Annotated in this window: 22 protein-coding genes; 15 read left to right on the forward strand and 7 right to left on the reverse strand. The window is 74.9% G+C overall.

Annotated features, from left to right (window positions below):
• Window positions 1-97: 97 nt before the first annotated feature.
• Window positions 98-2512 carry a serine/threonine-protein kinase gene (locus tag ABEA77_RS12810; protein WP_345645590.1) on the reverse strand — a complete coding sequence of 805 codons (2415 nt, stop codon included), beginning with the start codon at window positions 2510-2512 and terminating at the stop codon, window positions 98-100.
• Between the two features lie 162 nt (window positions 2513-2674).
• Window positions 2675-3313 (reverse strand): HD domain-containing protein, encoded by a 639-nt coding sequence (locus tag ABEA77_RS12815; protein WP_345645593.1) that lies wholly within the window; start codon window positions 3311-3313, stop codon window positions 2675-2677.
• A 152-nt stretch (window positions 3314-3465) separates the two neighbouring features.
• On the opposite strand from ABEA77_RS12815, the gene ABEA77_RS12820 reads away from it, so the two are divergent.
• From ABEA77_RS12820 to ABEA77_RS12835, 4 genes are all read left to right on the forward strand, one after another.
• Window positions 3466-4557, forward strand: a complete 1092-nt coding sequence (locus tag ABEA77_RS12820; RefSeq protein ID WP_345645596.1) for a GlxA family transcriptional regulator — start codon at window positions 3466-3468, stop codon at window positions 4555-4557.
• Window positions 4554-5924: an aspartate aminotransferase family protein gene (locus tag ABEA77_RS12825; protein WP_345645599.1), complete on the forward strand. Its 1371-nt coding sequence runs from the start codon at window positions 4554-4556 to the stop codon at window positions 5922-5924. The genes ABEA77_RS12820 and ABEA77_RS12825 overlap by 4 nt, the downstream gene beginning before the upstream one ends.
• Window positions 5925-6113: 189 nt before the next feature.
• On the forward strand, window positions 6114-6938 hold the full coding sequence (locus ABEA77_RS12830; protein WP_345645602.1) for a GntR family transcriptional regulator: 825 nt from the start codon (window positions 6114-6116) through the stop codon (window positions 6936-6938).
• 328 nt (window positions 6939-7266) lie between these two features.
• Window positions 7267-7917, forward strand: coding sequence for a hypothetical protein (locus ABEA77_RS12835; RefSeq protein WP_345645604.1), 651 nt, complete (start codon window positions 7267-7269; stop codon window positions 7915-7917).
• On the opposite strand, the gene ABEA77_RS12840 is transcribed toward ABEA77_RS12835, so the two are convergent.
• A complete protein-coding gene (locus ABEA77_RS12840; RefSeq protein WP_345645606.1) occupies window positions 7910-9163 on the reverse strand; it encodes an MFS transporter in 1254 nt (417 codons plus the stop codon). The genes ABEA77_RS12835 and ABEA77_RS12840 overlap by 8 nt on opposite strands.
• Before the next feature lie 95 nt (window positions 9164-9258).
• On the opposite strand from ABEA77_RS12840, the gene ABEA77_RS12845 reads away from it, so the two are divergent.
• The gene (locus tag ABEA77_RS12845; protein WP_425588269.1) at window positions 9259-10053 is read left to right on the forward strand and encodes a DeoR/GlpR family DNA-binding transcription regulator; all 795 of its coding nucleotides are present in this window, start codon (window positions 9259-9261) and stop codon (window positions 10051-10053) included.
• 49 nt (window positions 10054-10102) lie between these two features.
• Here ABEA77_RS12845 and ABEA77_RS12850 read toward each other — a convergent pair whose 3' ends face one another.
• Window positions 10103-10879 (reverse strand): SLATT domain-containing protein, encoded by a 777-nt coding sequence (locus ABEA77_RS12850; RefSeq protein WP_345645610.1) that lies wholly within the window; start codon window positions 10877-10879, stop codon window positions 10103-10105.
• Between the two features lie 325 nt (window positions 10880-11204).
• Here ABEA77_RS12850 and ABEA77_RS12855 point away from each other — a divergent pair, with 325 nt between their 5' ends.
• From ABEA77_RS12855 to ABEA77_RS12890, 8 genes are all read left to right on the forward strand, one after another.
• Entirely contained in the window at window positions 11205-11540 is a 336-nt protein-coding gene (locus ABEA77_RS12855; RefSeq protein ID WP_345645612.1) for a YbaB/EbfC family nucleoid-associated protein, read from the forward strand.
• A 223-nt stretch (window positions 11541-11763) separates the two neighbouring features.
• The gene (recR, locus tag ABEA77_RS12860; RefSeq protein WP_345645614.1) at window positions 11764-12363 is read left to right on the forward strand and encodes a recombination mediator RecR; all 600 of its coding nucleotides are present in this window, start codon (window positions 11764-11766) and stop codon (window positions 12361-12363) included.
• Complete coding sequence (locus ABEA77_RS12865) at window positions 12356-13018, forward strand: DUF5063 domain-containing protein (protein ID WP_345645616.1); 663 nt, start codon at window positions 12356-12358, stop codon at window positions 13016-13018. Before recR ends, ABEA77_RS12865 begins: the two co-directional genes overlap by 8 nt.
• Before the next feature lie 456 nt (window positions 13019-13474).
• Entirely contained in the window at window positions 13475-14746 is a 1272-nt protein-coding gene (locus tag ABEA77_RS12870; RefSeq protein WP_345645617.1) for an aspartate kinase, read from the forward strand.
• 52 nt (window positions 14747-14798) lie between these two features.
• Entirely contained in the window at window positions 14799-15854 is a 1056-nt protein-coding gene (locus ABEA77_RS12875; protein ID WP_345645618.1) for an aspartate-semialdehyde dehydrogenase, read from the forward strand.
• Between the two features lie 496 nt (window positions 15855-16350).
• A complete protein-coding gene (locus ABEA77_RS12880; RefSeq protein ID WP_425588273.1) occupies window positions 16351-16947 on the forward strand; it encodes a SigE family RNA polymerase sigma factor in 597 nt (198 codons plus the stop codon).
• 76 nt (window positions 16948-17023) lie between these two features.
• Window positions 17024-18244, forward strand: a complete 1221-nt coding sequence (locus tag ABEA77_RS12885) for a hypothetical protein (RefSeq protein ID WP_345645624.1) — start codon at window positions 17024-17026, stop codon at window positions 18242-18244.
• A gap of 149 nt (window positions 18245-18393) precedes the next feature.
• Window positions 18394-19146: an SURF1 family protein gene (locus ABEA77_RS12890; protein WP_345645627.1), complete on the forward strand. Its 753-nt coding sequence runs from the start codon at window positions 18394-18396 to the stop codon at window positions 19144-19146.
• Window positions 19147-19190: 44 nt separating this feature from the next.
• On the opposite strand, the gene ABEA77_RS12895 is transcribed toward ABEA77_RS12890, so the two are convergent.
• Window positions 19191-21017 (reverse strand): S9 family peptidase, encoded by a 1827-nt coding sequence (locus tag ABEA77_RS12895; protein WP_345645630.1) that lies wholly within the window; start codon window positions 21015-21017, stop codon window positions 19191-19193.
• 264 nt (window positions 21018-21281) lie between these two features.
• Between ABEA77_RS12895 and ABEA77_RS12900 the strand changes: the two genes are divergently transcribed.
• Window positions 21282-22265, forward strand: coding sequence for a hypothetical protein (locus tag ABEA77_RS12900; RefSeq protein ID WP_345645633.1), 984 nt, complete (start codon window positions 21282-21284; stop codon window positions 22263-22265).
• Window positions 22266-22349: 84 nt separating this feature from the next.
• Here the strand turns inward: ABEA77_RS12900 and ABEA77_RS12905 are convergent, their stop codons facing one another.
• On the reverse strand, window positions 22350-23099 hold the full coding sequence (locus ABEA77_RS12905; protein ID WP_345645852.1) for a histone deacetylase: 750 nt from the start codon (window positions 23097-23099) through the stop codon (window positions 22350-22352).
• 47 nt (window positions 23100-23146) lie between these two features.
• Complete coding sequence (locus tag ABEA77_RS12910) at window positions 23147-23836, reverse strand: TetR/AcrR family transcriptional regulator (protein WP_345645636.1); 690 nt, start codon at window positions 23834-23836, stop codon at window positions 23147-23149.
• Between the two features lie 151 nt (window positions 23837-23987).
• Between ABEA77_RS12910 and ABEA77_RS12915 the strand changes: the two genes are divergently transcribed.
• On the forward strand, window positions 23988-24959 hold the full coding sequence (locus tag ABEA77_RS12915; protein WP_345645639.1) for an SDR family oxidoreductase: 972 nt from the start codon (window positions 23988-23990) through the stop codon (window positions 24957-24959).
• Window positions 24960-25038: the final 79 nt, after the last annotated feature.

The following is a 25038-nucleotide window of genomic DNA, read 5'->3' on the forward strand; positions in this document are numbered from 1 at the left end:
CGGCAGACCACGGGAACCCCCCGCAGGCCTGCGGAAAGACAACGGGTGCCGGCTGACCTGCCGCACCCGGGCGCGCGGGATCCCGTCGGGCGCGTCGCTACTCGCGGGTGTACGTCAGGGCCTCGCCGGTCGCCGTCACCCGGCGCAGACTGCCGTCGGGCGTGATGGTGAGGGTGGTGGCGGCGCCGGGCGTGCACGCCGTCGCGGGCTGCCCGACCCGCACCGCGGAGGGGCCGATGGCGAGCGTGCCGCCGGAGCCGGGCTTCGCCGCGAGGGGTGCGGTGAACTCGCAGTGATAGCCGCCCTTCCCGGTCGCCGCGCCGTCCGCCGTCAGGACGAGGACCGTGTCGCCGGCCTTGCCCTGCCTGATGGTCAGCGTGCGCGGGCTGAGGCCGTCCTTGGTCCGCACACCGCCGCTCCACCTCCCGACGAACTCCTGCGGCACGTCGCCCTTCGGGGAGGCGGACGGCGACGCGGAGGACGAGGGCGAGGCGGGCGGCGGGTCCGCGGGCGAGGGGGCCGCGCCGCCCTGCCCCGCGGAGTGCCGCGGTGCGGGGCCGCTCGCCGTCTTGGCGTCCGGGGGCCCGCCGCCCATCACGCCGTACACGGCACCGCCCGCGCCGATGGCCACCACGACCGCGACCGCGATCAGCGCGATCGTGCCGCGCCTGCGACGGGCGTCCGGCTCGTCCTCGGGCTCCTCGGGCCCCTCGGCGAAGCCGGGGACGAAGCCCTGGCCGGGGGCGTACGCACCGGGCGGCGGATAGCCGTAGCCGGGCGCAGGGGGCGGGGCCTGCGGCGGCTGCTGTGCCTGCTGTATGTGCGGCGGTGGTGACGTGGGCTGGGGGAGTTGCTGCTGGTAGGGCTGGGGCTGCTGGTAGGGCGGCGGGTAGCCGTAGCCCGGCGGGGGATAGCCGTAGGCGGCCTGCTGCGGCTGTTGCACCTGCTGCACCTGCTGCGGCTGTTGGGGCTGTTGGGGCTGTTGCGGTTGCTCGTGCTGGGACGGCGGTTGCGTGTGCTGGGACGGCTGCGGGGGGAGCGCCCGCGTCTCCGGCTGCCGTGGCTGCGGCGGGATCGGAGCTGTCGGGCCCAGCGGGGGCCATACCGGGGCCGCGGTGCCCTGCTGCGGCGGTAGGGGCGGCTGGGTCTGAGGCGTCGGCTGGGGTGTCGGCTGGGACTGGGCGTGAGCCTGGGGCATCTGTGGCTGCACGGGTCCCTGGGGCGTCTGTGTCTGTGCCTGCGCGGCCTGCGTCTGGGCGGCCTGTGCCTGCGCGGCCTGCGTCTGGGCGGCCTGTGCCTGCTCCGACCAAGCAGCCGGCACCTGCGCCGTCTGCGCCAACCGTGTCTCCGCCGAAGGTACTTGGGCCTCACCCGCCCCGGCCTGCGCGGCCTGCGCCCGGCCCGCCTGCGCGGCCTGCCCCGCCTGCGGCTGCGCCGCCTGCGGCTGCGCCGCCTGCGGCTGCGCCGCCTGCGGCTGCGCCGCCGGGACGCGGGCACCGTGCGCCCCCGTCCTGGCGGACGGCGGCACGTCCTGCGCGGGCACCGGGCGCAGCCGGGTCGTGGCCGGCCCCGGGCCCGCAGGCGCGGCGGCGGCCGGGGGCTTCGTGGCCGCGAGCCGTACCGTGTGCGGGCCGTCCTGCGCGGGCACCCCGCCGGGGAGCCACGGGCCGCCCGCGGTCTCCGGCTCGCCGACGCGGCCCAGGACGGCGCCGACGGCGGGGCGCTCCGCCGGATCCTTGCGCAGGCAGTCGCGTACGAGCCCGGCGAGGGCCGTGGGCAGGCCCGCCGTGTCCGGCTCCTCCTGCGTGATGCGCAGCTGGAGCGCGTGCGCACTGCTGTCGGTCGCGCCGAACGGCAGCCGCCCCGTCGCCGCGTACGCCAGGACGGAGCCGAGGCTGAACACGTCCGCGGCGGGCGTCGCGACCTCGCCCCGCACCTGCTCGGGCGACATGAAGCCGGGCGCGCCTGTGAGCGCGCCGGTCAGCCTGCGGCCGCCGTCCGTCGCGGCGTCCAGGGCGCGGGAGACGCCGAAGTCGGCGAGGCGCGGGCCCTGTTCCGTGATGAGGACGTTCGACGGCTTGAGGTCGCGGTGGACCACGCCCGCCGCGTGGACGGCCTGGAGCGCGTGGGCGAGGCCGGAGGCGAGGACCCGCACGGAGCGCGGCGGCAGCGGCCCGCCGCCCTGCCCGCCCGCGCCGCCCGAGACCAGGGCGAGCAGGGTGGGGCCCGCGATGTACTCCGAGGCCGTCCAGGGGAGTTCGGCCTCCGTGTCCGCGTCCACCAGCGGCACGGCCCACGGCCCAGCGACCCGGCGGGCCGCCGCGACCTCCTGCCCGAGGGCCTCGCGGAAGGCGGGCTGCGCCGCGAGTTCACGCCGGACCAGCCGGAGCGCGACCGTCCGGCCGTCGGCGGCGCGGGCCAGGTAGACCTGGCCGAGTCCGCCGGAGCCCAGCCGCGCAAGCAGCCGGTACGAACCGATGCTCTGCGCGTCCCCTGGTGCGAGCTTCTCCATGGCCGAGCGGTCCCTCCCCCTACCCGAAGGCGTGGTCCCGTCCGACGCGGGCCACGGCCCGGGGCGCGGTGGCCCCGTCCCGCAGGAGACTGCCATGCCGACCGCGTCCGTGTCGCGGCGGGGGAAGGCATCAACCCCGGGGCGCCGCCGCCCGGTTCCCGCTCACTCGGGCCAGGCGGAGCCCCGGATCACCTCGACGAAGTCGGTGCGCTCGAAGCCGGGCACGAAGTGGGCGAGCACGTCCGCCTTCACGTTCCCGAACGTGGTCCCGGGCCGGTGCTCGATGCCCCGCGTGAACGCCTCCAGGATGCGCCGCTTGAAGTCGGGGCGCGGGTGGGCCGCGACCACGGCGGCCCGCACGCCGTCCGGCAGGGCGTCGTAGCCGATGCCCAGCACGTCGTACTCGACGCCCGCCGTGACGAGCGCGACCTCAGGCTCCATGCGGGTGGGGATCTCCGGGGTGGTGTGCAGCGCGATCGCCGTCCACACGATCCGCGCGCTCTCCTCCGTCAGGCCGTGCGCCCGCAGGAAGTCGCGGGCCGCGTCGGCGCCGTCGAGCTCGAAGCGCTGGGTGGAGGCGCGGTACGCCTCCGTCAGGCCGAGGTCGTGGAACATCGCGCCGATGTAGAGGAGTTCGGGGTCGAAGGAGAGGGCCTGCCCGGCGCCCCTGAGCGCGCCGAAGAGGAAGACGCGGCGCGAGTGGTCGTAGACCAGCGGGTCCGCCGTGTCCCTGATGAGTTGCGTGGCCTCCTTCGCGAGAGCGCTGTCGGGTATCTCCACGCCTGCGATCCGTGTCGCCATCGCCGGTCGGTCCCTTCTGGTCTGCGGATTCCCTGCCGGGACCGGTCCCGCCGGCCCGCCTCCCACTCTCCGGCGGCGCGCGGCCGTCCGCCATGTCCGTACGGACCTGGATCCCTCGGATACGGACACGCCGGCGGGGTACCGTGGAAGGCGTGCGGGAACGACAGCGGGGCGGCGGCGCGGCACGGGACGGGCGGAGCGTCGCCGTCCTGGTCTACGACGGCGTGCGGCTGATGGACGTGGCCGCTCCCCTTGAGGTGTTCGGGACGGCGGGCGCGCTCGGCGGGCGGTACGCGCCCCTCGTCTGCTCGGTGGACGGCTCGCCCGTGCGCACCGCGACCGGCACCCTGCTCGGCGCCGATGCCGCGGCCACCGACCTCACGGGCCGCGCGGCACCCCACACCCTGGTGGTGCCGGGCTCCGACGACCTGCCGCTCGGGCCGCCGCCCGACGGCCTCACGGACGCCGTGGCCGCGCTCGCCGCGGCGGCCCCGCGGGTCGCGTCCGTGTGCACCGGGGCGTTCGCGCTCGGAGCCGCGGGGCTGCTCGACGGGCGGCGCGCCACCACGCACTGGCGCCATGCCGCCGCCCTCGCCCGCCGCCACCCGCGGACCGCGGTGGAGCCGGACGCGATCTTCGTGGCGGACGGCCGCGTCTGCACTTCGGCCGGGGTCACCGCGGGCATCGACCTGGCGCTCGCGCTGGTCGAGGCGGACGAGGGCGCGGACCTGGCCCGCGAGGTCGCCCGCGACCTGGTGGTGTTCCTGCGGCGGCCGGGCGGCCAGTCGCAGTTCTCGGTGGCCGCCCGCACCCCGGTCCCGCGCCACGAGGCGCTGCGTGACCTCGTGCGGGGCATCGCGGCCGACCCGGCGGCCGACCACGCGCCCGCCGCGCTCGCCGCGCGCTGCGGCCTCTCCACGCGGCACCTGACGCGCCTCTTCCGCGAGCAGGTCGGCACCACCCCCGCCGGCTATGTCGAGGCCGTACGCGTGGAGGCCGCGCAGGCGCTGCTCGAAGCCGGCGGGACGGTGACGGCGGCGGCGCACCGCAGCGGTATCGGCAGCGACGAGTCGCTGCGGCGGGCGTTCCTGCGCCACCTGGGCGTGACGCCGAGCGCGTACCGGGCCCGCTTCCGCACCTCGGGTGTGCCGGGCGCGCACGACACCCTGCCGAGGAAAGTGGCCCACCCCATACAAGGTGGCGATACCGGCGGGCCCGCGGTGCTCCCTACGCTGGCGCCATGACCCCTCTGACCCCGTATGCCGCACCGGACCCGCAGGCCGGGGCCGCCGTGAAGGCGACCGACCGCGCGCACGTCTTCCACTCGTGGTCCGCGCAGGAACTGATCGACCCGCTCGCCGTCGCAGGCGCCGAGGGGTCGTACTTCTGGGACTACGAGGGCAACCGCTACCTCGACTTCGCCAGCGGCCTCGTCTTCACCAACATCGGCTACCAGCACCCGAAGGTCGTCGCCGCGATCCAGGAGCAGGCGGGGAAGCTCGCGACGTTCGCGCCCGCCTTCGCGCTGGAGGCGCGCTCCGAGGCGGCGCGGCTGATCGCCGAGCGCACCCCGGGCGATCTCGACAAGATCTTCTTCACCAACGGGGGAGCCGAGGCGGTCGAGAACGCGATCCGGATGGCCCGCGTCCACACCGGCCGGCCGAAGGTGCTCTCCGCGTACCGCTCGTACCACGGCGCGACGACCACGGCGATCAACCTGACGGGCGACCCGCGCAGGTGGGCCAGTGACAGCGGGGCCGCGGGGGTCGTGCGCTTCTGGGCGCCGTTCCTCTACCGCTCGCCGTTCTACTCCTCGACCGAGCAGGAGGAGTGCGCCCGCGCGCTCGACCACCTGGAGTCGGTGATCGCGCACGAGGGCCCCGGCACGATCGCGGCGGTCATCCTGGAGACCGTGCCGGGCACGGCCGGGATCATGGTGCCGCCGCCCGGCTACCTCGCGGGCGTGCGGGAGCTGTGCGACCGGCACGGGATCGTGTTCGTGGCGGACGAGGTCATGGCCGGGTTCGGCCGTACGGGCCGGTGGTTCGCGACCGAGCACTTCGACGTCGTGCCGGACCTGCTGACCTTCGCCAAGGGCGTCAACTCGGGCTATGTGCCGCTCGGGGGCGTCGCGATCTCCGGCGCGATCGCCGACACCTTCGCCCGGCGCCCGTACCCCGGCGGCCTCACCTACTCGGGGCACCCGCTGGCGTGCGCGGCGGCCGTCGCGACCATCGAGCTGATGGCCGAGGAGGGGATCGTCGAGCAGGCCGCACACCTCGGCGACGCGGTCCTCGGCCCCGGCCTGCGGGAACTCGCCGCGCGGCACCCCTCGGTGGGCGAGGTGCGCGGGCTCGGCGCGTTCTGGGCGGTGGAGCTCGTGCGGGACCGGGAGACCCGTGAGCCGCTCGTGCCGTACAACGCGACGGGCGAGGCGAACGCGCCGATGGCCGCGTTCGCCGCCGCCTGCAGGAAGAACGGCCTGTGGCCCTTCGTCAACATGAACCGTACGCACGCCGTGCCACCGCTGACCACCAGCGAGGCGGAGGCCAAGGAGGGGCTCGCGGCCCTGGACGCGGCCCTCGCGGTCGCCGACGAGCACACGGTGTGACGGTGTGACGGTGCGTCGGACGCGGCGTGGGGCGGTGGCCGGAATTCGGTTACCGCCCCCGCCGCGTCCCCGCCCTCCCACGCCCCGTGCGGCCCGCAGGCCGTACTGTGACGTGAGCCTTTTCCGCGAGGTGGCCGCCAGGGGCCGCCCGCCGAGCGGAGCGACCGTACGAGGGGACGTACACCGACGATGCCTGACGGCGGAGCCGTGACGCGGCACACGTTGCGGCAGCAGATCGCGGACGCGCTGCGTGACGAGATCCTGGCGGGCAGGCTGCTGCCGGGGCGCGAGTTCACCGTCAGAACCATCGCGGAGCAGTACGGCGTTTCGGCCACCCCGGTGCGCGAGGCGCTGGTGGACCTGTCGGCGCAGGGGCTGCTCGACTCCGACCAGCACCGGGGCTTTCGTGTGCACCGCTTCTCCCTCGCGGACTTCCGCGGCATGGTCGAGGCGCGGTCGCTGCTGGAGGACGGCGTCTTCCGGAAGCTTGAGCAGACGCTCTCCGAGCGGCCGGGCCCCGGCGCGGGGCGGCTCTCCGCGCCCACCGCGCTGCTCACGGCCGTGCGGCGGCGGGCGCAGGAGGCGGCGCGCGCCGCGCGCGCCGGGGACGTGGCGATACTGATCGGCTATGACCTGAGGTTCTGGCGTGAACTGAGCGCCCTGGGCGACAACCGCTACGTCTCGGAGTTCCTTGACCGGATGCGGGTGAAGGCCTGGGTGTTCGCGGTGCCGTTCCTGCGGGAAGAGGCCCAGGCGTACAGGTGGCTGTGGAGCGGGCACGAGGAGCTGGTGGACGCGGTGGCTGCGGGCGACACGGCCGGGATCAGGACGCTGATCGAGCAGTACAACACCCATTTACTGACATGGGCGGACGAGCTGGCCCACCGTGCGGACCGGCAGACGGCCGGTGGCCTGGCGCCGTGCCCCGGCGACTCGGGAGGCCCGGGCGGTTCCTGCGACGGGGGCGCGCGGGGCGCGCCGGGCCGGGGTGCGCGCGGTGGCGCGGCCGGGTGACTCCGGCGCGTGCCGGACTCTTCGCGCCGCGTGCCGCGCGCATTACGCTGGCCCGACCACGGCGGTCGTGAGCGGCGCGGTGAGCGCCCCGTACGCGCGCGGCCCCGACGCGGCACCGGGCCACCTGCCCGGTGCCCGAGCCGGACCCGCGACCCGCGCCCGTCCGTCGCACCACGACACCGACCCCGCCCCGCGACCCGTGATCCGCACCACGGCACCGACCCCGCCCCGCGACCCGTGATCCGCCCCCCACCCCTGCCCGGCGCCCAGCGACCCGCGCACCGTCCGGCGACATCCAGCGCCACAACCGCCTGAGAGTGAGCATCCCTTGGCCTGTGACCTGTGGTTGGTCCCCCTTGTCGACGTGCTGTGCCACAGCCCCGACAACCCCTTCGCGGAAGAGATCGCCGTCTACGACAAGGCGCTCGGGGAGGCCGGGCTTCCGCCGGTCCCCGTCTTCGCCTACATGCCGGGCCTCTCGGGGGACGTGGCCCCCGCCGCGGGCTTCGACTACGACGCGCTGCACTTCCTGCGGCGCGCCTACCTGCTCCAGGTCTGCGGCCTCGCCGTGACCCCGGTCGGCGAACTGGGCAGCGACTACGAGCAGTTGCTTGAGATGTTCGAGTCGACGGCCCAGCAGTCGCACCTGGTCTGGCACTTCGACCACGCGGGCGCGTACGTGCCGGTGGACTTCGCCGCCCCCCTCTCCAACGACCAGCTGCTTGAGGGTGGTGGGCCGCTGGGGTCGACGCAGGGGCTGTTGCGCGAGCTCGAACTGGTCGCCCCGGCCATCGGCATCGACCCGAGGAACCCGCCGGCGCCGCCGCTGCCGCCCGCGGGGCCCACGACGCTTGAGGAGCGCGCGGCGCCCGGCGGGCAGGACGAGGGCCCGTTCGCCAGGGAGCGGCACGTGTGGCTCGGGCTGCACGCGGCGGCGACCAAGAGCCTCGGCCAGGGCTCGATGATCATCTTCAGCTGACGCCGGCCCGGCCGCGCGGACCCGGTGTCAGGGCCGGGTCCGCGCGGGGCGTGAGGACGCGCGCGGCGACGGCCGCCGCCGCGCACAGCAGTACGGGCAGCAGCAGGGCCGCGTTCAGCGGTACGAACCGGGTGAGCGGCCCGATCACCGCGGGCCCGGCCAGCATCCCCAGGTAGCCGAGTCCCGCGACGCGGGAGACGTTGGCGCCCGCGGCCTCGCGGTCGGCGTGCCCGGCCGCGCTGAACAGCTGCGGCACGCAGCCGGAGAGGCCGAGGCCGAAGACGGCCCAGCCGGCGAGCGCGAGCGGCACCCACGGGGTCGCGGCGACCGCGGCGAGCCCGAGCGCGGCGAGCCCCGCCCCGTACCGGACGACCGCGGCGGGCCCCACGCGCCCGGCGACCCGGTCGGTGGCCAGGCGCCCCACGGTCATCGCGGTGGAGAACGCCCCATAGGCGAAGGCGGCGGTGGCGGCGGGCGCGTCGAGGACGTCCCGCAGGTCGAGGCTGCTCCAGTCGTTGGCGACGCCCTCGCAGAGCATCAGCATGAACGCGAGCGCGGCGAGCACCCCGATGCGCGACGGCACGGGCCGCCCGGCGCGCACCGCGGACGTCGCGGCCTCGGCGGGCGTCTCCGGCCAGGCGCCACCGGGCGCCTCCGTTCCGGCCTGCGGGGGCGCGGGGGCGCGCGGGAGGAGCGCGGGGGCGGCCGCAAGCGCGCAGAGCACGCCGAAGGCGCCCGTGCCGGCGAGGGTGGCGGGCGCGCTCAAGCCCCAGCCGAGGGTGCGGGCGCCGACCAGCGACGCCAGTACGCCGCCCAGCGAGAACACGGCGTGGAAGGCGGCGAGGATCGGCCGGCCGTAGCGGTGCTCGACCTGGACGGCGTGGGTGTTCATGGAGACGTCGAGGCAGCCGTTGCCGAAGCCCAGCACGAGCAGGGCCGCGCCCAGCGCCCAGGCGCCGGTGGCGAGCCCCGGCAGGACGAGCGAGGCGCTCAGCAGCACGCCGCTCGCCGGGACGACCGCGCGCCCCCCGAGCCGGTCGGTCAGCGGCCCCGCGAGCCGCATCCCGGCGAAGGCGCCGCCGCCCAGGACGAGCAGCAGCCAGCCGAGCACGGCGTGGCTGACGCCGGCGCGGTGCTCGATGACCGGGATGTGCACGACCCACATGCCGAGCACGAAGCCGTTCAGGCCGAAGCAGCCGAAGGTGGCGAGGCGGGCCGCGCGCGGAACGCGCTGCGAGGTCGTCATGGAGCGAACGTATCGCACAGAAGTTGTGTTCGTAAGTGGACCATTCGAACAGTATAGATGTTCGGTGGTGGGAGGCCTGGTGTCTAATGGGCGGCATGACGAACCGGCTGAGGCAGATCGCTGACGCGGTCAGGGCGGCGGGCGAGATGAGCGTGGCCGACCTCGCGGAGCTGACCTCCGCGTCCGAGATGACCGTGCGGCGCGACCTGGAGGCGCTCGCCGCGCAGGGCGTGCTGGAACGCTTCAGGGGCGGCGCGCGGAGCCTGCTGCTGCGCGGCGAGGAGACCCCGTTCGCGCTGCGCGCGGGCGACGGCGCCGAGCGCAAGCGGCGGCTCGCCGCCGAGGTCGCGGGGCTGATCGCGGACGGCGAGGCGGTGGTCGTGGACGGCGGCACCACCTGCCTTGAGGTGGCGCGGGCGCTGCGCGGCAGGCGGCTGACCGCGATGCCGCTCTCGCTGCACTCGGCGAACGCCCTGGCGGGCGGCGGGCGGGTGACGCTGCTGCTGCCGGGCGGCGAGGCGCGGCCGGGCGAGCTCGGCCTCGTGGGCCCGCTCGCCGAGGCGTCGCTCGCCGCGCTCCGCTTCGACACCGCCGTGATCGGCTGCTGCGGCCTGACCGCGGCGGACGGCCTCACCGCGTACGACCTTCCGGAGGCGGCCGTCAAGCGCGCCGCGATCCGCGCGGCCCGCCGGGTCGTCGCGGTCACCGAGGGCGCCAAGCTGACCCGTACCGCCCTGGCGCATGTCGCCGACGCCTCGGACCTCGACCTCGTCGTCACGGACGACACGGCCCCCGAGGAGGCCCGCGCCGCCCTGGCGGCCGCGGGGACCGTGGTCAGGGTGGCGGGGGACGCGGGGGAGGCCGTGAGTGCGGGGGACGCGGGGCGCTGACGGGCCCTCGGGGCTCCCGGCCGGGCTCCCGGGAGCCCGGCGCGACGGATCAGCGGGGCTCGGGCGGTCGCTGGCGCGGCATGTTCGGGCGGGCGCCGGGGGCGAAGGGCCGCGGCGGCGGGGGCGACGGCCGGCCGCCGTGGTGCGGCGGCGCCGACTGGAGCAGCAGCGCGCCCGTGCCCACGCCCCCGCGGAACTCGACCATCCAGTCCGCGGTCTCCGCGCGCACCAGCTCCGTGACGTCCTCGCAGAACCGGCGCAGCACCCCGAGGCACCGCTCCGCGGCCTCGCTCGCGGTGCCCTCCGTCGGGCCGAGCACCTCGCGCACCGACTCGGCGGCCCAGTCGAACTGGAGGGTCTGGAGCCGCCGCTGCACGGCCTGCGCGGTCGCGACGTGCCGCATCCACCCGGATGTGACGCCGAAGTACCGGTCACACGCCAGGCAGGCGGCGCCCACCAGCAGCGCGAGGCAGCCCCACGCCCCCGCGCCCGGTACCTTGCCCGCCAGGTCGAGGAGCGGCAGCGCGGCGCCGGTGACCGCGCCGAGTGCCGTGCCGCCGCGCAGGGCGCGCGCGGCGAATCTGCGGCGCACCCGGTCCGCCAGGTACCAGCGCACCGTGTGCAGCGCGCCCGCCTCCACCCAGCGGTACAGCTCGTCGAGGCGCTGCGCGGGCTCGCCCCAGTCGCCGACAGGGAAGGGCCCGCCGACCAGTTCGCCGTGCTCGGGCCCGCCGCCGGGTCCGGGCGCGGACCGGGCGCCCGCGCCCGTCTCCGCGAGCCCGTCCTCCCGGCCCGACCCTCCGGGCTGCATCTCCGGCTGGCTCACCGGGGCACTCCTTCAGCTCGTCCGTCGTCCCACGGGTCACGCCGTACGTCGTGCTGTACGGCTCCCGCACGCGTATTCGGCGCACGCACGGCGCACGGGGGTCGCACGGCGTGGCGTATCGCACTTTCCTACCGCCGAACGGAGGGCGTGCAGGGCCGAAACAGGGGAACTTCCTCCCTCGGAGGCGTGTGATCAGGTAAGGGACCCGCCGGGCCTCACTCGAAAGAGTTGGTTCCCACGGGTGGGGCGAGGTGCCGCGAGAGCACGTAGGCTCGCCTCACAGGTTTTTGTCGTTGCCCGTCGTCGAATTTGCCAGGAGTGACCCGTGATTCCCGGTGGTGGCCAGCCGAACATGCAGGAGCTGCTCCAGCAGGCGCAGAAGATGCAGCAGGACCTCGCACAGGCGCAGGAGGAGCTGGCGGCGACCGAGGTCGAGGGCCAGTCGGGCGGTGGCCTCGTCAAGGCCAAGGTCAACGGCTCGGGTGAGCTGAAGTCTCTGGTCATCGACCCGAAGGCGGTGGACCCCGAGGACACGGAGACCCTCGCGGACCTCGTGCTCGCGGCCGTGCAGGCGGCGAACGACAACGCGCACCAGCTCCAGCAGCAGAAGCTCGGCCCGCTCGCGCAGGGCCTCGGCGGCATGCCGGGCCTGCCGTTCTGACCCGGCCACGGCGCCGGCCCCGGCAGGGGGACCCCGGCACGGGCACCGGTTCAGACGCCGGTTCTGACGTTGGTTCTGACGTCGGCTTTACGAGGAATTCGCGAGGCTGTACCTCGTCTTCAAAGGTCGACCTGCACAGTCGGCACCGGTAATCCAGGCGGCCGCGGGAGACCGGGACACACCGGGACACGCGGGACAGGCGGCACACAGAGGAAGGCGTCCGTTGTACGAAGGCGTGGTTCAGGAACTCATCGACGAGCTGGGCAGACTCCCGGGCGTCGGTCCCAAGAGCGCGCAGCGGATCGCCTTCCACATCCTCCAGGCCGAGCCGACCGACGTGCGCAGGCTGGCCCACGCCCTCCTGGAGGTCAAGGACAAGGTCAGGTTCTGTGCCGTCTGCGGCAATGTCGCGCAGGAGGAGCAGTGCGGGATCTGCCGGGACGCCCGCCGCGACCCCTCGGTGATCTGCGTGGTGGAGGAGCCGAAGGACGTCGTCGCGATCGAGCGCACCCGCGAGTTCCGCGGGAAGTACCACGTGCTCGGCGGCGCGATCAGCCCCATCGAGGGCGTGGGCCCCGACGACCTGAGGATCCGCGAGCTGCTCGCGCGCCTCGCGGACGGCGCGGTCGGCGAGCTGATCCTCGCGACCGACCCGAATCTGGAGGGCGAGGCCACAGCGACGTACCTCGCCCGCATGATCAAGCCGATGGGGCTGAAGGTCACCCGCCTGGCCAGCGGCCTGCCGGTCGGCGGTGACCTGGAATACGCCGACGAGGTCACGCTCGGGCGTGCCTTCGAGGGGAGGAGACTGCTCGATGTCTGACGCAACGCTGCACGCCGCCCACCAGGACCCCGACGACTTCGCGGTCCAGATCGCCGACCAGATCGAGAGCTTCATCGTCGCGGTCACCGAGGTCGCCAAGGGTGACGAGCCGGACAGCGCCGTACCGTTCCTGCTGCTGGAGTTCTCGCAGCTCATGCTGGCCGGCGGCCGGCTCGGGGCGCATGAGGACATCCTCCCGGACGAGCGCTACGAGCCGGACCTCGGCCCCGAGCCCGACGTCGACGAGCTGCGGGAACGGTTCGCCGCGCTGCTGGAGCCGATCGACGTCTACTCGGAGGTCTTCGACCCGTACGAGCCCCGCAAGGCGCCGGTGGCCTCGCGGATCTCCGACGACATCGCGGGCGTGGTCACCGACCTGCGGCACGGCCTCGCGCACTACCGGGCGGGCCGGGTCACCGAGGCCCTGTGGTGGTGGCAGTTCTCGTACTTCACCAGCTGGGGCGGTGTCGCCTCCGCGACGCTGCGCGCGCTCCAGTCCCTGGTGTCGCACGTCCGCCTGAACCAGCCGCTGCCCGCGCTCGACGGCCTCGACACCGACCAGGACCTCGGTGACGAGGAGGACGCGCTGGCCGAGGAGGCCGGCCAGGTGATGGCCGAGGAGATCGCGGGCCCGCTGGGGCTGCGGGGGGCCTGAGCGCCGGACGGACCGCGTCTCGCGCGGGCGCCCCCCGCGCGAGACGCGGTCCTGGCGCTGCCCGCACGTGCCGCACGCTGCCCGCACGTGGGCACGCTGCCCGCACGCGGCGAGCGCTGCCCGGTGGCGTACCGCGCGCTGCCGGGGTGCCTCGTGCCGCCTGCGTGCGTCGCGCCCCGCCGGTGCGGGCCGTGCGCCGACCGCGCGCGCCCTGCGCCGGGAACAGGGGTGCCGACGGCAGAACACGGCGGGTGGGTCCTGTGAAGTGGATTACCTTCCGCGTGGCCTCGGCCATCCGGGGCATGCATCCCTGCCGAGCGGCGCCACGGGCCTCGGGACGGCCCGCAGGATGTCATGTGCTGAGCACGTCATCTCGTCATGTGATATGTCCGGAGTGTCGTGCAAGCGCTCGATAGACTGAGCCGACCGCACCAACGGAATGAGCGAGGAGCGCACGTGGGCCTTGTCGTGCAGAAGTACGGAGGCTCCTCCGTAGCCGATGCCGAGGGCATCAAGCGGGTCGCCAAGCGGATCGTCGACGCCAAGAAGACGGGCCACCAAGTGGTCGTCGTGGTGTCGGCGATGGGCGACACGACGGACGAGTTGATCGATCTCGCCGGACAGGTATCCCCGATCCCTTCCGGTCGTGAGTTCGACATGCTGCTGACCGCCGGAGAGCGGATCGCCATGGCGCTGCTGGCCATGGCGATCAAAAACCTGGGCCACGAGGCCCAGTCCTTCACCGGCAGCCAGGCGGGCGTCATCACCGACTCCGTCCACAACAAGGCGCGCATCATCGACGTCACCCCCGGCCGTATCCGCACGGCGCTCGACGAGGGCAACATCGCGATCGTCGCCGGCTTCCAGGGTGTGTCGCAGGAGAAGAAGGACATCACCACGCTCGGCCGCGGCGGCTCCGACACCACCGCGGTCGCCCTCGCGGCGGCGCTGAACGCCGAGGTCTGCGAGATCTACACGGACGTCGACGGCGTGTTCACCGCCGATCCGCGCGTGGTGAAGAAGGCCAGGAAGATCGACTGGATCTCCTTCGAGGACATGCTGGAGCTGGCGAGCTCCGGCTCCAAGGTGCTGCTGCACCGGTGCGTCGAGTACGCACGCCGATACAACATCCCGATCCACGTCCGCTCGTCCTTCTCGGGGCTCCAGGGCACGTGGGTCAGCAACCAGCCGCAAGGGGACCGCACGGTGGAGCAGGCCATCATCTCCGGTGTCGCCCATGACACCTCCGAGGCGAAGATCACGGTCGTCGGGGTGCCCGACAAGCCGGGCGAGGCCGCCAAGATCTTCCGGGCGATCGCCGACAACCAGATCAACATCGACATGGTCGTGCAGAACGTCTCGGCCGCGTCGACGGGGCTGACGGACATCTCCTTCACCCTCCCGAAGGCCGAGGGCCGCAAGGCCATCGACGCCCTGGAGAAGACCAGGTCGGTCGTGGAGTTCGACTCCCTGCGCTACGACGACCAGATCGCGAAGATCTCGCTCGTCGGCGCCGGCATGAAGACCAACCCGGGTGTCACGGCGGGCTTCTTCGAGGCGCTGTCCGACGCGGGCGTCAACATCGAGCTCATCTCGACCTCCGAGATCCGCATCTCGGTCGTGACCCGCGCCGACGAGGTCGACCAGGCGGTGCGCGCCGTGCACTCCGCCTTCGGCCTCGACAGCGAGTCCGACGAGGCGGTCGTCTACGGCGGCACCGGCCGATGAGGGGCCGCGGCCCGCTCGCGCCCGCCCCCCGTGCGTACGGGGGCAGCGGGCGATGACGGGCAGGCCGACGCTCGCGGTCGTCGGGGCGACCGGGGCAGTCGGCGCCGTGACGCTCCAGATCCTGTCCCAGCACGCGGACGTCTGGGGCGACATCAGGCTGATCGCGTCCCCGCGCACGGCGGGCACCAAGCTGTCCGTGCGCGGGGTCGAGACCGAAGTCGTCGCGCTCACCGAGGAGTCGCTGCGCGGCGCGGACGTCGCCGTCTTCCTCGTGCCCGACGAGGTGTCCGCGCGCTGGGCGCCCGTCGCCGCGGCCGGCGGCACCGTGGTGGTCGACGGGTCCACCGCCTTCCGCGCGGACCCCGACGTGCCGCTCGTGGTGCCCGAGGTCAACGCGGGCGCGCTGCGCACCCGGCCGCGCAACATCGTCGCGAGCCCCGGCTGCACGACGCTCTCGCTGATCGTGGCGGTCGGCGCGCTGCACGCCGAGTTCGGGCTGCGCTCACTGGTCGTCTCCTCGTACGAGGCGGTCTCTTCGAGCGGCGAGGAGGGTGTCGAGGCGCTGCGCAGGCAGCTCGCGCTCGTCGCCCACACCCGGCTCGGCACGCACCCGGGCGACGTGCGGCGGGCGGTCGGCGACGCGACGGGCCCGTTCCCCGCGCCGCTCGCGCTCAACGTGGTGCCCTGGTCCGGCGTCCCGGGCGCGGACGGCTGGTCGTCCGAGGAGCTCGGGATCCGCACGGAGACCCGCAAGATCCTCGGCCTGCCCGACCTGCCGGTCGCCGCGACCTGTGTGCGCGTGCCGGTCGTGACCACCCACTCGGTCTCCGTCCACGCGGCCTTCGAGCAGGAGATCACCGTCGAGCGCGCGCACGGGACGCTGGCGACGGCGCCCGGCGTCGTGCTGTTCGACGATCCGGAGACCGGCGACTTCCCGACGCCCGCCGACGTGGTCGGCACGGATCCGACCTGGGTCGGCCGGGTGCGGCGCTCGCTCGACGACCCGACCGGGCTCGAACTCTTCGTCTGCGGCGACAACCTGCGCAAGGGCGCGGCGCTCAACAGCGTGCAGATCGCCGAGGCGGTCGCGGCGGAGGCGTCTGCCTGAGGTGCTGGTCCGAGGCGTCCGTCCGAGGCGTCTGTTGATGACACCCGAGGCGCTGCCCGACATGCGCGCCCGGTCCGCGGGACCGCTGCCTCCGGTTGGGCACCCGGCGTGAAGAAGCAATCGGATCCGCGTGTCCAACTTGTGAACCCCATGTGAGGAATCCGAGGTTCTGTCCCCCTTGAACTGGGGCGTCACGATGTCGGAGTATGCACATCTGACTTTCTGTGCGAGCCGTGCAACCGTCGGCCTTACCCGGGACGTCTACACCGTCACCCCGGTCGGATGATGGCCGGAACCGGGGCATCGGGGGAGAGCGGGGACGCATGGGTGCAAGTGGTGCGGCGTCAGGGGCGATGGCGCGCGCGTACAACCCTGCCGGGGGGCAGTGTGTCCAACAGGCGTGGCAGAGGTACTCGAATTCCCGGCGCTCGGCACGTTCAGAGGCGTGGCCGCACGCCCCGGCCGCAGGCCGAGGGGCGCGCCGGCCGGCGATGGCCTGCCGGTGACCGCGCCCGTGCCCGCCGCGGGCCACATGCCCGTACGGTCCCTCACGCCGCTGCCGGCCCAGCAGGACACGGGTGCTGACGACACGATGGCCGTGGGCACCACCGTCGACCACCTCACCGAGACCTACCAGAAGCACTACCGCTCGCTGCTCGGGCTCGCGGCGCTGCTGCTCGACGACACCGCGTCCTGCGAGGACGTCGTCCAGGAGGCGTTCATCCGGGTCCACTCGGCGCGCGGCCGTGTGCGGGACCCGCAGAAGACGCTGGCCTACCTGCGGCAGACCGTCGTCAACCTCTCACGTTCCGCCCTGCGCCGCCGCATCCTCGGGCTCAAGCTCCTGTCGAAGCCGATGCCGGACATGGCGAGCGCGGAGGAGGGCGCGTACGACCAGCTGGAGCGCGACGCCCTGATCAAGGCGATGCGCGGGCTCCAGCGCAGGCAGCGCGAGGTCCTCGTCCTGCGGTACTTCGCGGACATGACCGAGGCGCAGGTCGCCGAGACGCTGGGGATATCCCTCGGCTCCGTGAAGGCGTACGGCTCCCGCGGCATCGCGGCGCTCAGGGTGGTCATGGAGGCCACGCCATGACGAGCCACCGGGAAACGGGCGAAGGACCGGCCGCCGTCGTGCACGGCGGCCGCGCTGACCGACTGGGAACGGAACAGTGAGCAACGGCCCCGAGAACGAGCCGAACACCACGCCCGCCCACCAGGGCGGTGACGAGGGCGTCCAGGGCGAGGCCCACGGCGACGGGAGCCCCCGCGGCGAGACCGCGCACGGCGACGGCGCGGGCGGCTTCGCGGGCGAGGAGACCGAGCTGCGGATGATGCTGCGGTCCGCGGTCAGCGGCATCAGGCCCGCGGACGGCGCGCTCGCACACCTGCGGGCCGCGGTGCCCGCGCGCCGGGCCCGCAAGCGGCAGGCGCTGGTGGGGGCCGCGGCGGCCGCGCTGCTCATCGGCACGGCGGTGCCCGCGTTCCTGCACGTCGCGGACGCCTCGGACGCCGCGGGGAGCCACTTGGTCAGCGCGGGCGGCGACGAGAGCGCCGCCACCGGCGCGCGGCCGGACGGCGGCCGTTCCGGCGCGGCCGACAGCCCCGACGGCCACGGCCCCGGAGCGCACACGCCGAGCGGCGCCACCGCGGGCGACCCGCCGCGCCCGCACGGCGCCGGGCACGCGACGGGCGGGCGCGGCGCGGACGGCGCCGGCACGGGGCCCGTCACGCCGCCCGGCACCGCCTTCGCGATGACGCTGCCGCTCTGCTCGGCCGACCAGCTGGGGGTCACCGCGTCCAAGAGCGCGCCGACCTCCGACGGCACGGTCTACGGCAGCTTCCACGTCCTGAACGTCTCCGCCACCGAGTGCACCGTCACCGGCGGCGACTCCCTGGGCCTCCAGGTGAGCGGGGCCGCCGACCCGGCGCGGATCAGTGTCGTGCGGCACACCGCGGGCGACCCGGCGACCCGGCTCGCGGACACCCCGCAGGACCCGGAGCCCGTGGCGCTCGCCCCGGACGCCGCGTACGAGGTGCAGTTCGCGTTCGTACCGTCCTCGACGTGTCCCGCGAAGGGCGACGACGGCTCGCCCGACCCGACGCCCTCGGGGGACGCCCCGGGCCAGCCGACCTCGGGCGACAGCCCCGGCACGGACAGCGGCTCGGGGAGCGACGCGGGCTCCGACGGAAGCGCAGGCTCCGCCGACAAGGGCTCCTCGTCAGGCCTCAGCACCCAGCTCGTGGAGGACGGCGACGGCAGCACCGCGGAGGGCAGCGTCTCCGTCTCGCACACCCCGGAGGCGGGCGTGCCGAAGGCCGAGACCACCATCAGGAACGCCTGCGCAGGCACGATCTACAAGACGGGCCCCGTGGACATCCCGGCCGCCTGACGCCTGACGCCGGGCGCGTCCGCCGGGGGCGCCCGGGGGCGCCCGGGGGCGCCCGGGGCTCCCCGGGGGGTGCCCCGCGGCGCCGGGCGCGGCCCGTCCTCGCGGCACCCCGGGGGCCGGGACACAGGCGGGTTCCGTACCGTGGTGGGGTGTACCGGTTTCTGCTGACCCCCCGCTGGATGGGGATCAATGTCTTCGCGCTGCTGGCGATCCCCGTGTGCGTGTTCATGGGGGTCTGGCAGCTGAGCCGCTTCGAGGGCCGCGTCGACGCGCAGCGCGCCGCCGACCACAGGCCCGACCCCGCCAAGGAGGCCGCCGCGCCCCTCGGCTCCCTGCTGCCCGTCACCCAGCAGAGCTCGGGCCGGCAGGCCGAGGCCGCAGGGCACTACGGCGACCAGTTCCTCGTGCCCGACCGCAGGCTCGACGGCCGCTCCGGCTCGTACGTCCTCACCATGCTGCACACGGACGGCGGCAAGGCCCTGCCCGTCGTGCGCGGCTGGCTGCCCCACGGCAGGCCCGCCCCGGCCGCGCCGAAGGGCGAGGTCCGTGTCGTCGGCGCCCTCCAGCCGTCCGAGACCACCGACACGGACGGCGTCATCGCCAGCGGCGGCCTGCCCAAGGGCCAGGTCGGCATGATCAGCGGCGCGTCGCTGGTCAATGTCGTGCCGTACGGCGTGTACGACGCCTGGGTGACGGCGAACAAGGGCACCGGAGGGCTGACGCCGGTGCCCGCAGCCGCGCCCGAGAACACCGGCCTCGACCTGAAGGCCTTCCAGAACCTCGGCTACACCGGCGAGTGGTTCGTCTTCGCGGGCTTCGTCCTCTACATGTGGTTCCGCCTGGTCCGCAGGGAGGCCGAGGCGGAGCGCGACCGGGCCCTCGGCATCGAGCCCGCCGTCTGACCCCGCGCCCCGCCGCGCGGGGGCACGGGCCCGGCCCGCGCGCCTCAGCCCGCCAGGTGCTTCGCGGCGAACTCCAGCTCAAGGCGCACCTGTTTGATGCGCTCCTCGACCACCAGCGAGCCATGGCCCGCGTCGTAGCGGTACACCTCGTGGACCGCGCCGCGGGCGGCCAGGCGCTCCACGTAGTTCTCCACCTGGCGGATCGGGCAGCGCGGGTCGTTCACCCCCGCGGAGATGTAGACCGGCGCGCGCACCGCGTCCACGTACGTCAGCGGTGACGACGCCTCGAACCGCTCGGGCACCTCCTCCGGCGTGCCGCCGAGCAGCGTGCGGTCCATCGCCTTCAGCGCCTCCATCTCGTCGTGGTAGGCGGTCACATAGTCCGCGACGGGCACCGCGGCGAGCCCCACCGCCCACGCGTCCGGCTGGGTGCCGAGGCCCAGCAGCGTGAGATACCCGCCCCAGGAACCGCCCGCGAGCACCAGCCGCGCCGGGTCGGCGAGCCCCGAGGCCACCGCCCACTCGCGGACCGCGGCGATGTCCTCCAGCTCGATCAGCCCGACCCGGTGCTTGAGCGCGTCCGTCCAGTCGCGCCCGTACCCGGTCGAGCCGCGGTAGTTGACCCGGATCACGGCGAACCCGTGGTCCACCCACGCCGCGGGGCCCGCCGCGAACGCGTCGCTGTCGTGGTACGTCGGCCCGCCGTGGACCTCGAACACCGTCGGCAGCGGGCCCGTGGCCCCGGCGGGCCGCTGCACCAGCGCGTGGACGCGGCCACCAGGCCCCTCCACCCAGGCGTCCTCCACCGGCACCGACTCCGGCGGCCTGAACCCCGGCGCCTCCAGGACCGCGCCGCCCGCGGTGGACCGCACCACCGGCGGCTTCGCGGCCGACGACCAGAGGTACTCCACGCTGCCGTCCGGCCGCGCCGTCGCCCCGGAGACCGAGCCGGGCGGCGTCTCGACGCGTGTCATGGTCCGCTCCGCCATGTCGTAGCGCCACAGCTCGCTGCGGGCCTCGAAGCTGTGCTCGACCAGCAGCGCCGAGCCGTCCGGATACCACTCGGCCGCCACGTCGCCCGGCAGGTCGAGGGCGAGGTCCGACTCCTCGCCGGTCAGCGGATTCCACACCATCGGCTCCCACCGGCCACGCCGCTGGTGCCCGACGAGCAGCCTGCTGTCGCCCGCGACGGGCGAGAACCCGAGGACTTCGAGGCCGAGCTCGCGCGTGCCGCCCTCGCTGTCGTCGAGCTCGGCGACGGCCGACCCGTCGAGCCTGACGACGCGCAGCGCCGAGTGCATCGCGTCGCCGTGCTCGGTGTGCTCGATCGCGAGCAGGTCGCCGTCGTACGACAGGTCGCCGACGCCGGCCGACTCCCGGTGCCGGTAGATCTCCACGGGCGCCTCGCCAGGCCCCCGCACGACGTGGACGGTCGTGCCCTCCTCGTCGGTGGACCTGCCGACGACCGCGAGGCCGCCCCTGCCGAGCGCGAGCCCCGCGGGGAACGACGGGGCGAGCCCCGGCACGGCCGGCTCGTCCGCGGCCCCCTCGGCGCGGCCGTCGAACGGCTGGCGCATCCACACGCCGAACTCGTCGCCGTCCGTGTCGGAGAACCACCAGATCCACGCGCCGTCGGGCGTCAGCACGCCGTCCGTCGTGCCGTTGGGCCGGTCGGTCGCCTGGCGCTGCGCCCCGGTCGCGCGGTCCCACGCGTACAGCTCGTAGGTCCCCGTCGCGTTGGACACGAAGAGGGCCTTGTCCGGTGCGTCCTCCGCCCAGTCGGGCAGGGAGACCCGGGGCGCCCTGAAGCGCTTCTCCCAGTCGGGCACGGCGGCCGACGGGGAACTGGTGGAGCCGGTGTTCTCTGTCATGGCTCCATTCTGCGCCCGCCCCCCGACACCGGGGCCGCTCCGCCCCCAGCCTGTGGAAAACCCGCGCCGCGCCCCTGTGGACAACCGGAGGACCCGCAGGACAGCGGTGTTCCGGCGGGCAAGCCGGCCGGTTCTGTCGAGAAGCTGTGCGCATTGTGTCTCCGATGCGTAACCGGCCGAGAACTCCGCGCCCGCGCACCGTGTGTGAGGGCGAGACGCTCCGCACCGCCGGAGCGTGTGGGTTCACCTTCGAGGAGTCACCTGATGTTCCGGAAGCGCATGGTTACGCCGGCCGCCGTTGCGGCCTTCGCCGCCGTGGCCATGACCCTGACCGCGTGCGGTGCGACGACGACAGGCGCCGCCCCGGCCGCGTCGTCCGGCGCCCCCGCGCCGTCCACCGCGGCCCCGGCGGGCGGCAGCGGCGTGGCGCTCAAGGCGCCCGCCCAGGGCCTGAAGGTCGTCCCGGGCACGGCCCAGCAGAACAACGCGCCGAGCACCACGGGCGACCTGGCCGACCCGGCGGGGCAGCAGACCACCAGGGCGGGCCGCGCGTGGACGGAGCTCGCCGCGGCGAAGGCGGGCGGCCTCGACCCGGTCGTCGTCAACGGCGCCGGATTCACCCTCTACCGGTTCGACAAGGACACGCCCGACCCGTCCGCGTCCCACTGCACCGGGGACTGCGCCGTGACCTGGCCGCCCGTCGTCCTCGACCCCCACGGCAAGCTGTTCCTCGACGGCGTCGACATGAAGAAGGTCGGCGCGATCAGGCGCGACGACGGCTCGATCCAGCTGACCATCGGCGGCTGGCCCGTCTACCGCTTCAGCAAGGACCTTGAGCCGGGCCAGACCAACGGCCAGGGCGTCGGCGGCACCTGGTTCGGCGTGACACCGGACGGCGGCAAGGCCGGCAGCGCGGGCACGGGCACGGGCGCGGGCACGGGCGGCGGTGCGGACGCCGGTACGGGTACGGGCGGCCCGGCCGCCGCGCCCGCGACGAACGCGCCCGCGACCAACGCGGTCCTGTTCGACGACAAGGACTTCGCCGACAACGGCTCGCAGGGCGTCTCGGGCTCCGGCTGCCAGAACGTCCCGCGTCCCGGCGTCGCGTCGTCCCTCCAGACGGACGGCCCGCTGAAGCTCTGGTCGCAGCCCGGCTGCACGGGCGACTCGAAGGTCGTGAGCGGCAGCGTGCCCGACCTCGCGAGCATCGGCTTCGACGACAGGACCGCGTCGATCCGCTTCAGCTGACCGCCCCCGGGCGGGCGGGGACCGCCGGCCGCACGGCCGCTCCCGCCCGCCCCGAGCCACCGGCCGGCGCGGGCGCCCGCCCGCTCAGGGCGCGCGGTCCGCGTGGGCGCCCTCTCCCGCCCGGTCCCCCGCGCCGTCCGCCCGTGCCAGCCCGGCGATCGCCCCGACGCGCCAGTGCCCCGCCGCGCCTGGCCATCGGGCGAGGTACCGCGCCACCGTACGGGCGTCCCCCGCGCCCGCCTCGACAAGGCCTGCCGCGAGGTGCGTGAGGTACGGCGCGGACGGCGGGTTCGCCGCGACGTCCCGTACGCTCCAGGGCGCGGTGAACGTCACCACCGGGACGCCGCCGTGCGACCCCGGGTGCACCAGCGTCTCGTAGTGCCCGGCGCCCAGCCTGGCCCGCCCCGTGGCCAGCGCCTCGGCGAGGCCGGGGCCGGGGTCGGGGCCCGTGCCGGGCTCGCGGCCCATCTCCTGCGCGACGACGTCCGCGAACTGCCCGACCGTGATGAGGTGCGCCCGCACCAGGACCTGCGCCGCCGCGCCCGCCCAGGGCGGCACCGCGGGCACCCGCGCGAAGTCCGCCGCCGCGGCCCCGGACACGCCGGAGCCTTCGGTGCCCTCCGCGCGGGGACCGTACGGGCCGTGCGCGTCCGGGTCGTAGAACGCCCGGCCCCCGGTCCACACCTCGGACTCGGTGGCGAAGTACAGCGTGCCCGCGAGCCGCAGCAGGACCGAGGCCGCGGGCGGCCGCGGGTCCCTGCAGCCGGGGTACGTACGCGCCGCGCCCGCAGGGCGGCCGCCCGCGAGGTACGCGGCGAGCCGCGCCCGCCGCATGTTGGAGCCGTACGAGGCGTACCAGACGCGCTCCGGCGCGCGCCCGCTCACGCCGAGCACCCGGTGGCGCGCGCCAGCAGCCCCGAGGCGAGCACGGAGACGAACTCGGTGACGCCCGTCCGGAAGTCGACGCGCATGACGGCGAGCGCGGGGTCGGCCTCGTACACGGCGAGCACGGCGGCCGAGGGGTGCGTGTGCGTCCACACCGCGCCCGCGATCAGCAGCGTTCCCGCCGCGAGCCGCAGCGCGTCCGCGTCGTCGAGCTCCGGCAGGCGCGCGCGCAGCAGCCCGGCGAGTTCGCGGGCGGTCGCGATGCCCGAGCGCTTGTGCTCGGCGGCGACCTCGGTCGACACGTTGCGTTCGAGCACGGCCGCCTGCGCGCTGGCCAGGTCGCACAGCACGGGCCGCTCCGCGAGCGACGCCGCGAGCGCCGCGGCCACCTGGTCGCCGCGCTCCCGCGCGCTCGCGCGCGGGTCCACTGCCGAGGCGAGTGCGCCGTCGAGCTCCGCGAGCCACTCGCGCGTCGCCCGGTCGAGGAGGACGAGCAGCACGGCCTCGCGGGACTCGAAGTAGCGCAGCACGTTCGACTTGGCGAGGCCGACGCGGCGGCTCAGCTCGTTGAGGCTGAGCCGCGCGACCGGCATTTCGCCGAGCATCGCGGCGGCCGTGTCGAGGATCGCCTGCCGGCGCACGGTGCGCTGCTCCTCGCTGCGGGCGCGCTGGAAGGGAGTGACCATGCCGTACATCGTACAGACGACTAAAGACTCCCGGTCTGTTGTTAAGGAACCGACGGTCTGCTAGATTCGGGGAAGTCAAGAGACCACTGGTCTCTAAATTCGCGCGTACCGGTCCGCGCCGGTGCGCCAACAGCGGTCAGGAGTGAGAGAGATGTACGAAGTGCCCGACAGGACCGGCATGTTCGCCGTCGTCACCGGAGCCAACAGCGGCACGGGGAAGGAGGCGGCCCGCAGGCTCGCCGCGGCGGGCGCGCGGGTCGTGCTGGCCGTGAGGACACCCGCCAAGGGCGAGCAGGCGCGCGACGAGATCACGGCGCGCCACCCGGGCGCCCGCGTCGAGGTGCGCGGGGTCGACCTGGCGGACCTCGCCACGGTGAAGGAGTTCGCGGACCGCCTCCTCGCCGAGGGCACCCCCCTCGACCTGCTCGTCAACAACGCCGGAGTCATGCACCCGCCGACCAGGATGACCACGGCGGACGGCTTCGAGCTCCAGTTCGGCAGCAACTACCTCGGCCCGTTCGCCCTCACGCTCCGGCTGCTGCCCGCCCTGCTCGCCGCGCCCGCGCCCCGCGTCGCCACCATGAGCAGCGGCACCGCCAACATCGGCCGCATCGGCTTCGACGACCTCCAGTGGGAGCGCCGCCGCTACCGCCCCGGGGCGTCGTACGCGCAGTCGAAGCTCGCGAACCTCATGTTCACCCGCCAACTCGCCGTCCACGCCGACGCGTACGGCTGGCCCCTGCTCAGCACCGCCGCGCACCCCGGCTTCACCCGCACCAACCTCCAGACCGCGGGCCGCAACCTCGGCCCCGCCAAGCCCTCCCTGACCAGCCGCCTGGCCGCAGTCGGCCAACTCCTCCCGTCCCAGGGGGTGGAGCCCGGCACCGAGCCCCTCCTCTACGCGGCCACCAGCCCCGAGGCCGCCCAGGGCGCCTACTACGGCCCCACCGGCCGCCTCCAGCTCGTCGGCCCCTTGGGCCCGGCCCGCATCACCCGGCGCGCCCTCGACCCGGCGGCCAACGCCCGCCTGTGGACCGAGTCGGAGCGGCTGACCGGCGTACGGCTCGCCGACTACGCCGAGGCCGCGCCGCCCAGGACCGCGGGCGACCGCCCCACCGCATGAGCCCCGTGGGGCAGCCGCGCCTCCCTCGCTCCGCGTGAACCGCTCCCGTTCACCCCACGGGCTCCGACGCGCCCTCCCG

Origin of the sequence: Streptomyces tremellae, assembly GCF_039540215.1 — a bacterium.
Taxonomy (GTDB): Bacteria; Actinomycetota; Actinomycetes; order Streptomycetales; family Streptomycetaceae; genus Streptomyces; species Streptomyces tremellae.